The organism is Sphingopyxis sp. 550A (assembly GCF_053569535.1).
Window position 1 is genome coordinate 153,291 of the sequence record NZ_CM131615.1, and the last position, 15,413, is coordinate 168,703.

Below are 15,413 nucleotides of genomic sequence, written 5' to 3' on the forward strand. Positions count from 1 at the left end.
CGGTTGGAGGGGGAGCGTTGGGTTCAGCCATATTCACCAGCGTCGCGCTGCTGCTGCTCGCCGAATCCCCGGCGGCGAAAGCCATGGCCGACGCTCCTTCAACGGCGGACGGCGCGCGGGGTGAGCAGCCCGCGGTGGCTGATAATCCCGAGCCGGTGCCGCTTCCCGCGGGTCCGGCAACGCATATGACGCTGCCCATTATCAGTAATGATCGGGTCCATGGCGACGTCTTCGTCGATCTCTATCCCGACGGCCAGATTCGCTATGATCGGAAAAGCCTGATCGAGCAACTCGCGCCGCTGATCTCGGACCAGTCGCGACCCAGTTTCGTGCGCTTGCTGGGCGGCGGCGATACGCTGACCTCCGAGCAGGTGGCGCTGGCGGGGGTGACCTTGCGCTACGACCCCGGCCTGCTTGAAATCCATGTCGACCGGATCGCGCCGGACATCGCGCCCGTCCGGCAATTGGGGGGCGCGCCAAACGCCAACCAGCCGCCGATCACGATGCAGCCCGAACGGTTCAGCGCCTATCTCAACATCGTCGGCGATTTTCTGGTCGAGGATTTCCGCGATTTCGACCGCCCCGCCTTCCTGTTGAACGGCGCCATCCGCACCGGCGGCATGGTGCTGGAATTCGATGGCGGTTATGACAAGCACCTGGCGACCGGTAGCGGCTTCTATCGTCGGGCGGTGCGACTGATCCGCGATGAACCCGACCATCAGCGGCGGTGGAGCGCCGGCGATATCCAGATTCCCAGCCTGAGCCTGATCGGTGGTACCTTTCTGGGTGGTGTCGGCGTCGAAAAGGGGCGGCAGAATTTCATAGGCGCCAATCCGCTGACTTCGATCGGCGGCCAGCAGATTCTGCTGCAACGCGACGCAACGGTGGACGTGGTTGTCGACGGACAGCAGGTTCAGACCATGCAGCTGGCGGCTGGTCCCTATGATCTGGCGTCGCTGCGCGCGCAATATAGTGGGCGGAACGCCCAGCTTTTCATCACCGACGTGACCGGGCGCCGTCAGCTTACTGATTTCGATACCTATGCCAGCACGATCGACTTGGCCCAGGGGGAGGAGGAATATAGCGCGGCGATCGGATTTTTGCCCCGCGCCTTCAATCTCAACCCCAGCTATCATGGCGCCCCAGCCTTTTCGGGTCATTACCGTCGCGGCATCTCCAACCGGCTCTCGTTGGGCGGTGCGCTCCAGCTTTCGCGTGGCACCCAGACGCTCGGCGCAGAGATCGTGGCGGCGCCCCGTGCGATCCCGGGACGCTTCGATCTGTCCGGCGCGGTGAGCCGAGGCGACGGTTTCGGTTATGCGCTGCGCGGCAATTATTCGCTGGCTATCGGAGGGGATCAGGGCGGCGGCCAATTTTCGATCGCGGCCGATTATCGCAACGCTCGCTTCACCACCCTGATCGACCAGACAGGATTCGTGCAAGGCGAGGCGCTGAGCATCAATGCCAATTACGCGCAAAGCCTCAATGAGCGGCTTATCCTGACCGTTGGCGCCAACTGGTTCAAGCGCGAAGGGATCAGAGTTAACCGCAGCGCCTATGCCGACCTCACCTATCGCGCTCGAACATACCGGCTGGTGGGCGGGATCGAATATGGCGAAGGGGGAGGGCAGCGGCGAAACTTCGGCATTCGGATCGGTATCTCCGTGCCATTCGGCCGATCGACTCGCGGCGACGCCAGCTATAATAGCCGCCGGGATGAGACGCGTGCCTTCGTGTCGCGGAGCGAAAGCGACACAGTCGGATCCTGGGGCTATAATGTCGGGGTGCGCCGCTCGCCGGGATCGGCATCGCTCGATGCGTCCGGCGCTTATATCGGCAACCGTTTCTACAGTCGCGCCACTATCACATCGACCGGGTCGGGGCTCGACCGGATCGACGATCGCCAGACTGCGCGTCTGCAAATTGGTACCTCGATTGCCTATGCGGGAGGCGCGTTGGCGATCGGACGGCCGATCAACGACAGTTTCGTGATCGCGTCCCCGCACGAGGGCATGGAGGACCAGCAGGTTGTGATCGGCCAGTCGGTCCAGTCGCGCCGCTACGATGCGCTCAGCGGCTCGCTGGGTGCTGCGTTGGGCCCGCGTCTCACATCCTATTCGCGGCAGAGCATCCTCTATGATCTCGCCAAGGGCGCGCAGGGCTATGACATTGGCCCTGGCGTCGAAACGGTCGAGCCGCTCTATCGCAGCGGCTATCGCCTAGTCGTCGGTACCGACGCTACGGTCTCCGCCATCGGCTTTCTCAATCTGGGCGCTGAGCGGGCAGGCCTGGTGTCAGGCACCGTCACTTCGTCCGACGATGACGAGTTCGGGACTCAGCCCTTCTTCACCAATTCGGCAGGGCGGTTCGTTATCAGCGGGCTCAGACCCGGCAAGACATACGAGGCGCGATTGTTCGACTCGGCGGGGTTCTATAGGATCAGCGTGCCGAAGGATTCCGGCTCGCTGCTTCAACTAGGCGATGTTGCGATTGCGCCGGGAGTGACCGCAAAGGACAAGAGGCAGGGCGAAAAATGATGCGGACAAGATTTGGCCTGGTAATCGGCATTGCGGCATTTTTATTGCCTGCGGCCGCACATGCGGCATGCGAGCCCAGCCTTGTTGACACAGTGGCCTCCGTGCCGATCGTTCTGGCGCCGTCGTTTGAGGCCGAGCGAGTGACCGAGCGTATCAATGTGGATATCCGCAACAACGGTAGCGATGCCTGTGTTCTGCGGCTGGCTGTCGGTCGGGAAACGGCTACATCGGATCCGCGCTTTCCGCCTTTTACGTTGACCGGGCCCAGCGGTGTGGTGCTGGTGGGTGATAGTGCGGGGGCGATGTCCAACCCCAATGCCTCCACTCAGATCACCATAGCGGGGGGCGCAAAGATCAGCATCCCCTACGAAGTCAGCTTTGGGGCCGGGTGGGATCTGCAGGCCGGCAATTATGAGCAATATCTGATATTTCAGCTCTTTGAACCGGATGCGCCCACCGAACTGGCCAGTCACCGCACCCGCCTCGATCTTGAGATTCCGGCGATGGCGCGCATCCGTTTTGCGGGAGCGAGCGGCGCTCAAGGGCCCGCAAAGATCGAAATGGGCGATTTATCGCCGGTCGCACCGACATCTTCCCCACCCTTTGCGATTCGGGTGTTCAGCACCTCCGTCTATCGCATGGAATTTTCGTCGCAGAATAATGGCACATTGCTGCGGGTCGGAGGAAGCGAGCGGATTCCCTATCACCTGTCGGTCGATGGCCGCCCGCTCAATCTGAATGCCGCCAGTGACGGCGTCGATGTCACAAGCCATCCCGGTCCGGCGGGAAGTGTTCATCCGCTGTCGATCGTGATCGACCCCGACCCGACCCGCCACGCGGGCACCTACAATGACCGCGTGACGATCACCGTAACCCCCATCTGATCGCCGCCGGCCGTCTGGCGTGGGCGCAGGGGGATCAGAAATAGGTGATGGTCAGGTTGATCGTGAGGGGCTGGGCGAGATTGTCGTGCCAAATGCTAACCGGCCTCGCACCATATTGCGCGCCTGCGCGATTGGCGATCACCTGCCAGCCGTCGGCATGGAGTGAGTTCGACTGGCCGGCATAGGTCAGCGTGATTTTCTCTTCAGGGTCGAGCGGCCGATAGGAAGCTACGACCTGAAAGCCGCGCTGCGTATTGCAGCTTTCGAGTACCGTACCGGCAGCAAGGCCCGACCCCGTATCGACCGTCAGGTCGGGGACGACGATCTCGCAGGCCTCCGGCACGGTGGCCGAAATCCGGAAGTTCGTCGAAGCATCGCTGCTGGCGTGTGCGGCAGTGGGAAGGGCGGCACAGGCAAGGCAAGACAATAGGGCGAACGACGAAGAAAGGCGCATGGGAAGTCTCCTTCCCTGCGGCAATCGCAGAAAGTGATTAAGATGAACGATGCGTTTTTGGTAAACAGAATATGACGGTTTTGGGATGATTATTACTTGAGCCGCAGGCATCTTCCCGTGGAGGGGGACTTTGCATTTTGGCAAATGACCATCATCCTGCACCTGCTTCATGTTCGATCGCGCAGAGCGCCGCAGCCCCCCTCCAGCCATCGTTTACGCCGCCTTTACCACTCCCGGTGCATGACCGTGGGTGATGTTTGCGACTGGGGACATGTGATGGACAGCTTGCGCGGACTGCTTTCGGGCAGCCACGACCAGGACGAGAGCGCGATTGATGCGCCGCCCATGGTCGGGGTCGACGAACGGCGGATGCAGGTCAGGGCCTATAATTATTGGGCGTCGCTGCTGGCCGATCGCGCCTATCCCGCGGTCGAGGACCTCGACCTCGACGGCGCCGATTTCGGCCCCTATTCGGTGCTGCTCGATTTCACCGCGGGGATGGAGAATCCGGGCCTTTCCTATATCGGCGAGCGGCTGCGCGCCGAATCGGGGATCGACGACGAGGTTCATTACATCAACCAGATCCCGGGCCGCTCGCTGCTGTCGCGGCTGACCGACCATTATCTCCAGATCATCGCCAACCGCGCGCCGATCGGCTTCGAGGCCGAGTTCGTGAGCGATCGCGGCGTGACGATCATGTATCGCGGCATCCTGCTGCCCTTTTCGTCCGACGACGACACGATCGATTTCATCATGGGCGTGATCAACTGGAAAGAGGTCGCGCCCGCCGACCAGGCCGAGGAACTGCAGCTTTCGGTCGAGCAGGCGCTGCGCAGCGCCGCGCCGCTCACCGCGCCGGTGCCGGTATGGGCCGACGGACCCGATTCCGGGCATATCGAGGACGAAGCCGACGCCGCGCCGGGCTTTGCCGCGTTCGCCGACGAAGGAGCGATGCCGGAGGCCGGGGCCCCGGACGAGCACGCCGCCGCAGACGCGCTTCCGGGCGCCGACGCCGCGCTCGCCGATTGGCTGGCGCTGGCGCGGGAAACCGCCGAGCGCGCGCTTGCTGCCGACAGCCGCAGCCGCTCCGCCCTCTATCAGGCGGTCGGCAAGGCGTGGGATTTCGCGCTCGCGGCCGAGGCACAGCCCGACGCTTTCGCCGAACTGCTCGCCGATGCCGGGATCGCGGCGCAGGCGCGGGCGCCGTTGACCCCGCTCGTCAAGCTGGTCTTCGGCGCGGGTTACGACAAGACGCGGCTGGCCGAATATGCCTGTGTGCTCGGCCACGCGAAGGAAGAAGGGGTCGGCGCGGGGGCGCTGGCGGCCTATCTCGACCGCTATCCCGGCGGCCTCAAGGGGCTCGTCAAGGATGCGCGCGCGCGCCGCAAGACGGATGCGCCGGACCGGGCCGACGCGGATACGAAGCTGGAGGCGCTGCGCGGCGCCCATCCGGCGCTGATCCTCGAACATGACGCAGGCGAGGCCGAATTCGTCGTGCTGATCGCGCGCGCGATGCCGGGCGGCCACATCGGAATCGTCGCCAAGGCGGCGGACGATGCGGCGCTGGTCGCGCGGCTCGCGAAGAAGGCGGTCCCGATCAGCGGCGTTTAAGTCGTGATCGGGTTAGGCTGAAACATCGCCTTCCTTATCTCGTCATCCCGGCGAAGGCCGGGATCTCACCATCTCGACCTGACGCACCGGCGGGATCCCGGCCTTCGCCGGGACGACGATTCCGTCAAAAATGACCATGCTCGAGGATCGTCGCGGCGTTCGGAAACGGTCGCGGCAGGCAAAAGCTGCATCGCGGCCGGCGCGACATCTTCGGGTCTTTGCGCCAAATATTTCCGTAAGCCGCCATTCGGTCGGCATCGTTTCTCAAAGAAACTTGAAGAAACGGAACGAAGCCGGAGCCAATTTGCTGCTGCGCAACAGGAAATCCGAAAGTTGAAATTATTTTGCGTGAACCCCGCGCAGGGGTTGAGCCGCGCGCGCCGCGGGCGCATAGGGGCGGAGCGAAAGGGTTCATTGCCATCCCCCGGGCGATGACCCGCCTCTTTTCGTTCGGGATGCTGCAACCCTATGTCTTCCAAATTGACCGAATCCGTCGACGCCGAATCCTCTTCGGCGGCGCCCGCCGCTGTTAAGATCGCCCCCCAAATCTCCAAGGCTTATCAGGCCGCGCTTGCGGGCAGCGCGCTGCCGGGCGAGGGCGACGACCTCGATGCGAAGATGCTCGCGACCGCGGGCGATTTCGCCGCGCGCGCGTCGCTCGAGCGCGGCGAGGGCAAGCCGTCGCTGCTTCTCGAACCGATGGCGGGCGATGGTCCCGACCGCCGCATGCGGCTGGTGGTCGTCAACGACGACATGCCGTTCCTTGTCGACTCGACCTCGCAGATCGTGAGCTCGCAGGGGCTGGCGATCCACCGTATCCTCCACCCCGTCGTCTCGGTCGAGCGCGACGCGAAGGGCCGGCTGACGGGCGCCGACGCGGGCAAGGCCGGCAGTCGCCGCGAATCGGTCATCTATATGGAGATCGAGCGCGGCGATGCGCGCGCGCGCAGGCGCCTGCTCGACGCGCTCGAAGCCTCGCTCGCCGATGTGCGCGCCGCGGTCGCCGACTGGAAGGCGATGCGCGCCGCGATGCTCGCCGATGCCGCGATGCGCGCCGACGGCGAGGCCGCCGAACTGCTGCGCTGGTTCGAGGGCGGAGCGATGACGCAGCTCGGCCACGAATGGCGCACCCGCGACGGCGCGGTCCACGACGCGCTCGGCATTTCGACGAGCAGCCCGGGCCAGCTTCTTTCGCCGAACGCGCTGAAGGCTGCCTTCGACTATTTCGACCGGGGCGGCGCCTCGCCGCTCCTCCTCAAGTCGAACCGCTTGTCGGCGGTCCACCGCCGCGTGCTGCTCGATCTGGTCGTCGTTCCCGAATATCAGGGCAAGAAGGCCGATCGGCTGTCGATCCATGCGGGGCTGTGGACCAGCGCCGCGCTGTCGACTCCGCCCGCGAAGGTGCCGGTGCTGCGCGCGCAGCTTCAGGCGCTGATGACGAAGTTCGGGTTCGATCCGACGGGCCATGCGGGCAAGGCGCTCGCGCATGCGCTCACCGCGCTGCCGCACGACCTGCTCATCGCGTTCGACAGCGCCTCGCTCGAGGAACTGGTGCTGACCTCGATGTCGATCACCGACCGCCCGCGGCCGAAGATCGTGATGGTGCGGAGCGCGCTCGGTCGCCACCTCTTCGCTTTCGTGTGGCTGCCGCGCGATGAAGTGTCGACGGGCCGCCGTCTCGCGGTCGAATCGCTGTTGGTGCGCGAGGCGAAAGCCGGGGTGATCGGCTGGACGATGGTGCTCGAGGATGGCGGCGCTGCGCTGCTCCGCTTCACGCTCGACCTGCGCGGCGACGGGGTGGTGCCCGACGCCGACGCGCTCGGCACCCAGCTCGAACAGATGGTGCGCGGCTGGCAGCCCGAGGTCGAGGCGGCGCTCGCCCGTCGCGGCGACGCGGGCCGTGCCGCGGCGCTCGCCGCGCGCTTCGCCCCGCTCTTCCCCGCCAATTACCGTAACCTCTACAATCCCGAGGAAGCGGCGCGCGACATCCTGCGACTGCGCGACCTCGACGCCGAGCATCCGCGCAGCGTCCGGCTCGCGAAGAAGAGTCTCGACGGCGACGATCGCCTGCGGCTCAAGGTCTACAGCGCCGCGGGTCCGCTCGCGCTGTCCGACGTCGTTCCGGCGCTCGAACATTTCGGTTTCGAGGTGCTCGAGGAAATCCCGACCGAACTCCATGTCCGCACTGCCGACGACGAGGCGGGCGAGCAGCCGACCTTCATCCACGATTTCTCGCTGCGCCTGCCCGCGTCGGTCGACGAGACCGCGCTGCTGCCGCATGTCGAGACGATCGAAAAGGCGATCGCCGCGGTGCTCGACGGCCAGGCCGAGAATGACGCGTTCAACCAGCTCGTGCTCGTGACGCAGACCGATCCGCAGGCGATCGTCTGGCTGCGCGCCTGGTTCCGCTATCTGCGCCAGGGCGGCTCGTCCTATGGCCTCGACACGGTGGTCGCGGCGCTGCGCCACGCGCCGAAGCTGACCGCGGCGCTCGTCGAGCGCTTCCGCGCGCTGCACGATCCCAAGGCGAAGGATGCCGCGCGCGCCGAGGCGTTGGGTGCCGAAATCCTCGCCGATTTCGCCGATATCGCGTCGATCGACGACGATCGCATTCTGCGGCTGTTCCACGCGGTGATCGGCGCGACGCTGCGCACCAACGCTTTCGCACCCGCCGCCGCCGAAGCGCTGGCGTTCAAGATCGATTCGAGCCAGGTTCCCGGCCTGCCGAAGCCGCTGCCGTGGCGCGAGATCTGGGTCTACAGCCCGCGCGTGGAGGGCGTGCACCTGCGCGCCGGCCCGGTCGCGCGCGGCGGGCTCCGCTGGTCCGACCGCCGTGACGACTTCCGCACCGAAATCCTCGGGCTGATGAAGGCGCAGCGCGTCAAGAACGCCGTCATCGTGCCGACCGGCGCGAAGGGCGGCTTCTATCCCAAGGCGCTGCCCAGCCCCGCCGAGGACCGCGATGCCTGGTTCGCCGAGGGCACCGAATGCTATCGCATCTTCATCCGCTCGCTCTTGTCGGTCACCGACAATCTGGTCGGCGGCAAGGTCGTGCATCCGAAGAATGTCGTGATCCGCGACGGTGACGATCCCTATTTCGTCGTCGCTGCCGACAAGGGCACCGCGACCTTCTCCGACGTTGCCAATGCGCTGGCGATGGAGCGCGATTTCTGGCTCGGCGACGCGTTCGCGAGCGGCGGCTCGCACGGCTATGACCATAAGGCGATGGGCATCACCGCCAAGGGGGCGTGGATATCGGTGCAGCGGCATTTCGCCGAAATGGGTGTCGATGTGCAGACCGACCCGGTGCAGGTCGTCGGCTGCGGCGACATGTCGGGCGACGTGTTCGGCAACGGCATGCTGCTGTCGAAGTCGATCCAGCTCGTCGCGGCGTTCGACCACCGCCACATCTTCCTCGATCCCGATCCCGACGCGGCAAAGAGCTGGAAGGAACGCGACCGGCTGTTCAAGCTGCCGCGGTCGAGCTGGGACGATTATGACAAGAAGCTGATCTCGAAGGGCGGCGGCGTTTTCGCGCGCAGTCAGAAGAGCATCCCGCTCAGCCCCGAAGTGCAGGCGGTGCTCGGCCTGTCGCAGGCGGAGATCGAGCCGACCGCGCTGATCTCGGCGATCCTCAAGGCGCCAGTCGACCTGCTGTGGTTCGGCGGTATCGGCACCTATCTGAAGGCGGCGAGCCAGAATAATGCCGAGGTCGGCGACCCCGCCAACGACGCGCTGCGCGTCGATGCCGAGGATCTGCGCGTCCGCGTCATCGGCGAAGGCGCGAACCTTGGCGTGACGCAGGCCGCGCGTATCGCCTTTGCGGCGAAGGGCGGGCGGATCAACGCCGACTTCGTCGACAACAGCGCGGGCGTCGACTGCTCGGACAATGAGGTCAATATCAAGATCGCCCTGAACCGCGAGATGGCCGAGGGTCGCCTGGTGCAGGACGATCGCGACGCGCTGCTCGTCCGCATGACCGACGATGTCGCGGCGCTGGTGCTCGAGGACAACCGCCTGCAGGCGCTTGCGCTGTCGATCGCCGAAAAGGGCGGGTCGGCGGCGGTGCCGTCGCTGGTGCGGATCATGGAAACGTTCGAGGCATCGGGCCGGCTCGACCGCAAGGTCGAGGGGCTGGCGGCGAACGACGAACTGCTGCGCCGTGCGCAGGAAGGGCGCGGGCTGACGCGGCCCGAGCTCGCGGTGCTGCTGTCGACCGCGAAGCTCGCGCTGCAGGACGCGATCGAGGACAGCGAGCTGCCGAACGATCCGGCGCTCGCCGGTGACCTCGCTGCGGCTTTCCCGGCGGAGATGCAGCGCGATTTCGGAGCCGCGATCGCCGAGCATCAATTGCGGCGCGAGATCATCGCGACCAAGCTCGCGAACCGAATGATCAACCGCATGGGCGTCGTCCATCCCTTCGAACTGGTCGAGGAGGAAGGCTGTTCGCTCGGCGAGGTCGCGGCGGCCTTCGTCGCGGTCGAACGATTGCTCGACATGAAAGATCTGTGGAGCAAGCTCGACGGTGCGAAGATCGACGAGAGCATTCGTCTGTCGCTGTTCAGCCAGGCGGCGTCGGCGATGACCTCGCAAATGGCCGACCTGCTCCGCGTCAGCCCGGCGCTGGCGCAGCCGGGGCCGATCGTCGCGCGTCTCGAACCCGGCGTCGATCGCCTGACCGCGACCGTCGATACGCTGCTCAGCGCGTCGGTTCGCGGCCAGTGGGACATGCTCGCGCAGCAACTGCTCGACGCGGGCGCACCCGAGCCGCTGACCGCGGCGGTGGTGCGCCTGTTCAAGACCGACGGCGCGATCGGCATCGTCGATCTCGCCGCGCGGCGCGGCGACGACGAGGTCGCGGTGACCAGCGCCTTCACCCATCTGGGCGAAGCGCTCGGGCTCGACTGGGCGCAGACGCTGGCGGCGCACATGAGCCCCGCCGACCCGTGGGAACGCCTGCTCGTCAACAGCCTCGCGCGCGACTTCCAGCAGATGCGCCTCGGCTTCCTCGCCGGGCTGCCGAAGGGCGATCTCGACAAGGCGGTGACCAAATGGCTCGCGGACAATGCGCCGCGCGTCGCGCAATTCCGCGCCACGGTCGACCGCGCGCGGACGATCCCCAACCCGAACGGCGCGATGCTCTCGCATATCGCGGGGCAGGCGCGCGGCTTGCTGGGGCGGTGATCTGAACACGCCCTCCCTTTCAACAGGGGAGGGCAGCAGACTTGGCGGTCTGCTGCCTGGAGCATGATCATTTTAGGCCGAACCGTCATCCCGGCGAAGGCCGGGATCTCACCGGTGCGTCAGGTCGATACGATGAGATCCCGGCCTTCGCCGGGATGACGAGATAAGTAAGAAGCTGTTTCAGTCTAATCCGATCACGATCCAGGAAAGCTCTGCCATGCCCTACCAGCCGCGCGTCGCGATCCTCGTCCCTGCGCCGGGCTATTATGAGAAATGGCAGCCCGCCTTCGCGCGCAAGGCGGCGGCGCTGACCGCCGCCGGGCTGGCCGTCGAGCAGCGCCCGTGGACCGATCCCGGCGAGCTTGCGGGTTTCGACCTGATCCTGCCGCTCTTCGCCTGGGGCTATCAGCGCGACGTCGCCGCCTGGTACGGCCTGCTCGACCGGCTGGAGGCCGAAGGACTCCCGGTCGCGAACCCGGTGCCGGTGCTGCGCTGGAACAGCGACAAGGCCTATCTCGCCGAACTCGGTGCAAAGGGCGTGGCGGTGGTGCCGACGGTCGAGGTCGCGGCGCTGGACGATGCGGGCCTCGCCGAAGCGCGCGCCGCGCTCGGCGCCGAAGAGGTGGTGATCAAGCCCGCCATCTCGGGCGGCGCCGATGGCACCCACCGTCTTGCGCCCGGCACGCCAATTCCGGAGGAGGCACGCGGTCAGCGCCGTCTTGTTCAACCGCTGATGCAGGGAATATTGGTCGAGGGCGAGATGTCGCTCTTCTTCTTCGACGGCCGCTTCAGCCATGCGATCGTGAAGCGTCCCGCTTCGGGCGACTTTCGCGTTCAGGAACAGTTCGGCGGCCGCGAAGGTGACTGGCACGCCACCCCCGTCGCCCACGATCTTGCCGCTGCCGCGCTCGCCGCGGCGCCCGCCGCTCCGGTCTATGCGCGCGTCGACATGGTCGGCGATGACGCGGGCGCGCTCCACATCATCGAACTCGAACTGATCGAACCGTCGCTGTTTCTGCACCATGCCCCCGACAAGGGCGCCGCGTTCGGGCGGGCGGTCGCGGGGGCGGTCACTGGTCTGGCCGCCGCGCGCTGATCGCCAGCCAAGGCCCCTGCCGGCCATCATAGCCACCACCGATATAGTCCTCGATCGCGTCGATCTGCCACGGTGCCGCCGCGGCATAGGCCGCGCGGAGAGCTTCGGCGTCGGGATAATTGAAATAGCGCCCCGCCGCATCGCGCCCGGCGGTCCCGCCGCCCTTGTAAGTCGCGAAATGGAGGCCGCCCGGTTTGAGGGCATCGAAGACGCGCCTCAATATGCCGGGCAGCGCGAGGCGGGGAACGTGTAGCAGGCTGGCATGCGCCCAGACGGCATCATAAGCGTCGCGCACGTCGAGTTCGTCGAAACGCATCACGCGCACGGGGCAGCCGAGGCGCGCGCCGGCGAGCGCGGCCATCGCGGGTGTGCCGTCGGTCGCATCGACATCATGCCCCGCCGCGATCATCGCTTCGGCGTCGCGGCCGCTGCCGCATCCCAGTTCGAGAATGCGTGAACCCTTCGGCAACCGGTGGAGGAAGGCGGCGAGCCATCGGCTGACGCCGCCGGGGCCGCTCGCGACATAGTCGGGCGCCTCTTTCGTATAAAAGGCCAAAGTGGCGGGATCGAAGCCCGTGTCGTCCGCAGCGGGGTTCATTCCCGCACCCCGCGTTCTCGCCATAACCATTGCCGGATCGCCGAGGTCAGGTTCGGCGGCTCGTCGGCGTCCATCCGCTCGACGTCGATCCGCGCGACAAGGGCGTTGACCGGCAAGCCCCGCCGCCGGGCTTCGTCTTCGAGCGCGGCCCAGAACATCGGTTCGAGGCTGATCGAGGTCGGATGACCGGCGATGGTGACCGAACGTTTGACGGGCGGGTGGAGAGGGGCAGGGCCATCCATCCCCCTTATCTGCCGTTCGCACCGCGCCAAGTCGAGAGGCTGTCGAACAGACGCTGCGCCTTGGGTGCGATCGACCTTGCGTAAAACAACTGCGTCCCCGCGAAGGCGGGGACCCATCTCCTGCCGGTTCCATCTTGCACCGGCCGGAGATGGACCCCCGCCTTCGCGGGGGAACACGGGTTTCAATCGAAGACGATCATGCTCCGACTTATCGTTCGCTTTGCGAACGCTTTCGTTACGCGCCTGCCGCCGTCAATACATATGCTGCCCGCCGTTGATGCTCATCGTCGATCCGGTGACGAAACCCGCATTTTCGCTGCACAGGAATGCCACGCCACGCGCGATTTCCTCGGCCTGGCCCAGCCGCCCGACCGGAATCTTCGCGACGATCTTTTCGAGCACCGGCGCGGGCACTGCGGCGACCATGTCGGTGTCGATATAGCCCGGCGCGATCGCGTTGACCGTCACGCCTTTCTTGGCGCCTTCCTGCGCGAGCGCTTTGGTGAAACCGTGGATACCCGATTTGGCGGCGGCGTAATTGACCTGGCCGTACTGCCCCGCCTGGCCGTTGATCGAGCCGATGTTGACGATGCGGCCCCAGCCGCGCTCGACCATGCCGCCAAAGGTCGCCTTCGCCATGTTGAAACAGCCGCCGAGGTTGACGCGCATGACATCGTGCCAGTCGTCGTAGCTCATCCGCGCGAGGGTGCCGTCGCGGGTGATGCCGGCGTTGTTGACGACGATATCGATGGGGCCGAATTCGGCCGCGATCGCCGCGCAATTGTCGATGCACGCCTGATGGTCGCCGACGTCCCATTTGCGCGCCGCGATGCCGGTGCGTTCGGTGAAGGCGCGCGCTTTTTCGTCATTGCCGGCATAGTTGGCGACGACGGTGACGCCGGCCTCCTTCAGCGCGAGGCTGATCGCCTCGCCGATCCCGCGACTGCCACCCGTGACGACTGCGATTCGTGCCATGTTCGATGCTCTCCCAAAAGCGATCCTGCTCCTTGCTTAAGACGCGGATTCGCGCCCCGCAAGTTGACCGGAACGTCAAGGGAGCATGGATGCTAATCCTTTCCCAGAACCCGCATCCGCGAAAAATCGCCCACGGCCAGATCGGCCTTGCGGATCGTGAAGACCGGCGAGGCGCCGTTGGGGTGCGTGAGGCCGAGCATGCCGGTCGGCGACAGTTCGAGCAGCACGGTATCGCGCTCTTCGTCGAAGCCCGCGACGGGGCGTGACGGGCGGTCGGCCATCATGCCGATTCCGTTCGCCGCCATCGCCTGCCACAAAGGCTCGAAAAAACCGCGCGTCGGGGCGGAGAGCCGGTCGGGATTCGCGCAATAGGCGTGCCGGGCCTGATCGAACAGCAGCGCGCGATAGGCGTCGACCCACAGGTCGCCGTCGGGGCGGCGACGCGTCAGCGGCAGGGTGAGCGTTTCGACGGCATCCTCACCGCTTTCGGGGTCGGGATGCGCCGAGACCTGCGTCCAGCGGATGGCGTGGAGCGCCGCCATTACCGCGGTCGCATCGCTGGGCAGAAAGCCGGCGTCGGCGGCGGCGCTTTCGCGGATGATCGCGACGATCTCGGCGGTGCGCTCGGCGGCGTCGCGATTGGCCTCGGCGGCGTCCTCGATCGCCTGCGCCAGTTCGTCGTTGGCGTCCGCGGGCGGCACGCCGTCGGTAGGCAGCGCGAGGATGCGGCTTTCGAGCATCGCGGCCATCGCGAGCATCGAGGGCCAGTCGAACGGGTGAAAGGCGGGGTCGGCGATATCGTAATCCGCCGCGAGCAGCGCCGTCGCATCGGCATCGCGCGCGTCGGCGGCTTCGGTGGTCATGTCGACCGGCCATTCGGGCAAGGCCCGAACGACCAGCGCGGCCATGTCGGCGTCCTCCATTCCAAAGGCATGGAAATAGGCGGGGCCCACGGTGCGGGGCGGATCGCGCGGCGCGCCGTCTTCGGTCAGATGCAGCGCGGTCGCCGCGCCGCTGTCGGGATGAGTGAAGAAGGCGAGCCAGCCGCTGCGCGGGCCGAGCCCGTCCCACAGCATCGGCGGCAGGTCGGCGCAGGCGATCTGCGCGATGAAATCGCCCTCGCGGCCGTCGATCACCGGCCAGGGTGTCATGGCGGGAAGGCGCGGGCGGCCGCCGACCCAGCTTTTGCGCAGGATCGCATCGCGCGGCGGAATCTGTGGCATCAGCCGGACGCCGGTCGTTGCGGTCGGGGCCGGATCGACGCCATGCGCCTGCCGCTCGACCTCGGCCGCAAGCGCGTCGAGCGCCGCTTCGTCGATCGGGGGCATTTCGGAAGGTCGGTCGTCGGCCGGCAAGGATGGTGCAGGATCGGGTGCTTCGTGCAGATCGACTGTTTCATGCACCCAAGTCGGCTCTGCCGATGCCGCTTCAGCCTCGGCGGGCGCTTCGGCGACCGGATCGGGGTCGTCGAACGCCATCGGCTCGATCGGCCGTTCGACCGCAGCGCGGCTGATCCGCGCGAGGCGCGCCGGCGCGATTTCAACGGGCTCGACCGCGGGTTCCTTCTTCCGCGCCAAGCCTGAAAAGCGGCTTTCGCCGGGTTCGCGCGCGATCTTCGGCATCTTCAGCATCTTTGGCGCAGCGGGCGCCGGACGCGGGCGGCGCGCGCGCCAAACCGCGAACAGGAGGATCAGGAAGGCCGCCGTTAAGCCGGCCAATATCAATGCCGCCCGATCGAGATCGCTCATGATCCACCCTTTGCAAAGCGCAGCACCGGCCAGACCCGGCACCGCCAGACGGCAAGTCTAATGCAAGGAGTTAAAAAGGAGGTA

General features: G+C 66.3%; 11 protein-coding genes. 6 read left to right on the top strand and 5 right to left on the bottom strand.

The genetic code is table 11. From position 1 onward, the window contains the following. Positions 1–17 precede the first annotated feature (17 nt). Both ACVENA_RS00695 and ACVENA_RS00700 read left to right on the top strand, forming a co-directional pair. Entirely contained in the window at positions 18–2,537 is a 2,520-nt protein-coding gene (locus tag ACVENA_RS00695) for a fimbria/pilus outer membrane usher protein (RefSeq protein WP_449327229.1), read from the top strand. Between the two features lie 101 nt (positions 2,538–2,638). Beyond that, positions 2,639–3,421 (top strand): hypothetical protein, encoded by a 783-nt coding sequence (locus ACVENA_RS00700; protein ID WP_449327230.1) that lies wholly within the window; start codon positions 2,639–2,641, stop codon positions 3,419–3,421. A gap of 34 nt (positions 3,422–3,455) precedes the next feature. Here ACVENA_RS00700 and ACVENA_RS00705 read toward each other — a convergent pair whose 3' ends face one another. Then, positions 3,456–3,875 (bottom strand): hypothetical protein, encoded by a 420-nt coding sequence (locus tag ACVENA_RS00705; RefSeq protein ID WP_449327231.1) that lies wholly within the window; start codon positions 3,873–3,875, stop codon positions 3,456–3,458. Positions 3,876–4,151: 276 nt separating this feature from the next. Between ACVENA_RS00705 and ACVENA_RS00710 the strand changes: the two genes are divergently transcribed. The 4 genes from ACVENA_RS00710 (at position 4,152) to ACVENA_RS00725 (ending at position 11,766) form a co-directional block, all read left to right on the top strand. Next, on the top strand, positions 4,152–5,486 hold the full coding sequence (locus ACVENA_RS00710; protein WP_449328989.1) for a PAS domain-containing protein: 1,335 nt from the start codon (positions 4,152–4,154) through the stop codon (positions 5,484–5,486). A 130-nt stretch (positions 5,487–5,616) separates the two neighbouring features. Then, positions 5,617–5,823 carry a hypothetical protein gene (locus tag ACVENA_RS00715; protein WP_257547466.1) on the top strand — a complete coding sequence of 69 codons (207 nt, stop codon included), beginning with the start codon at positions 5,617–5,619 and terminating at the stop codon, positions 5,821–5,823. Between the two features lie 131 nt (positions 5,824–5,954). Continuing rightward, positions 5,955–10,670 (top strand): NAD-glutamate dehydrogenase, encoded by a 4,716-nt coding sequence (locus ACVENA_RS00720; RefSeq protein WP_449327232.1) that lies wholly within the window; start codon positions 5,955–5,957, stop codon positions 10,668–10,670. 217 nt (positions 10,671–10,887) lie between these two features. Beyond that, positions 10,888–11,766: an ATP-grasp domain-containing protein gene (locus ACVENA_RS00725; protein WP_449327233.1), complete on the top strand. Its 879-nt coding sequence runs from the start codon at positions 10,888–10,890 to the stop codon at positions 11,764–11,766. Here the strand turns inward: ACVENA_RS00725 and ACVENA_RS00730 are convergent. The 4 genes from ACVENA_RS00730 to ACVENA_RS00745 form a co-directional block, all read right to left on the bottom strand. After that, positions 11,741–12,364 carry a class I SAM-dependent methyltransferase gene (locus ACVENA_RS00730; RefSeq protein WP_449327234.1) on the bottom strand — a complete coding sequence of 208 codons (624 nt, stop codon included), beginning with the start codon at positions 12,362–12,364 and terminating at the stop codon, positions 11,741–11,743. The genes ACVENA_RS00725 and ACVENA_RS00730 overlap by 26 nt on opposite strands. Then, positions 12,361–12,606 (bottom strand): ribbon-helix-helix domain-containing protein, encoded by a 246-nt coding sequence (locus ACVENA_RS00735; protein ID WP_257547475.1) that lies wholly within the window; start codon positions 12,604–12,606, stop codon positions 12,361–12,363. The genes ACVENA_RS00730 and ACVENA_RS00735 overlap by 4 nt, the downstream gene beginning before the upstream one ends. A 252-nt stretch (positions 12,607–12,858) precedes the next feature. Next, positions 12,859–13,581 (bottom strand): acetoacetyl-CoA reductase, encoded by a 723-nt coding sequence (gene phbB / locus ACVENA_RS00740; RefSeq protein ID WP_257547477.1) that lies wholly within the window; start codon positions 13,579–13,581, stop codon positions 12,859–12,861. 92 nt (positions 13,582–13,673) lie between these two features. After that, positions 13,674–15,329, bottom strand: a complete 1,656-nt coding sequence (locus ACVENA_RS00745) for a DUF1963 domain-containing protein (protein ID WP_449327235.1) — start codon at positions 15,327–15,329, stop codon at positions 13,674–13,676. Between the last annotated feature and the right edge of the window lie 84 nt (positions 15,330–15,413).

What these genes read in the sequence shown, in the direction of transcription:
- ACVENA_RS00710 (WP_449328989.1), top strand. Translation starts at nt 4,152, where the DNA reads ATGGACAGCTTGCGCGGACTGCTTTCGGGCAGCCACGACCAGGACGAG.
- phbB (WP_257547477.1), bottom strand. Translation starts at nt 13,581, where the DNA reads ATGGCACGAATCGCAGTCGTCACGGGTGGCAGTCGCGGGATCGGCGAG.
- ACVENA_RS00705 (WP_449327231.1), bottom strand. Translation starts at nt 3,875, where the DNA reads ATGCGCCTTTCTTCGTCGTTCGCCCTATTGTCTTGCCTTGCCTGTGCC.
- ACVENA_RS00720 (WP_449327232.1), top strand. Translation starts at nt 5,955, where the DNA reads ATGTCTTCCAAATTGACCGAATCCGTCGACGCCGAATCCTCTTCGGCG.
- ACVENA_RS00715 (WP_257547466.1), top strand. Translation starts at nt 5,617, where the DNA reads ATGACCATGCTCGAGGATCGTCGCGGCGTTCGGAAACGGTCGCGGCAG.
- ACVENA_RS00735 (WP_257547475.1), bottom strand. Translation starts at nt 12,606, where the DNA reads ATGGATGGCCCTGCCCCTCTCCACCCGCCCGTCAAACGTTCGGTCACC.
- ACVENA_RS00730 (WP_449327234.1), bottom strand. Translation starts at nt 12,364, where the DNA reads ATGAACCCCGCTGCGGACGACACGGGCTTCGATCCCGCCACTTTGGCC.
- ACVENA_RS00745 (WP_449327235.1), bottom strand. Translation starts at nt 15,329, where the DNA reads ATGAGCGATCTCGATCGGGCGGCATTGATATTGGCCGGCTTAACGGCG.
- ACVENA_RS00725 (WP_449327233.1), top strand. Translation starts at nt 10,888, where the DNA reads ATGCCCTACCAGCCGCGCGTCGCGATCCTCGTCCCTGCGCCGGGCTAT.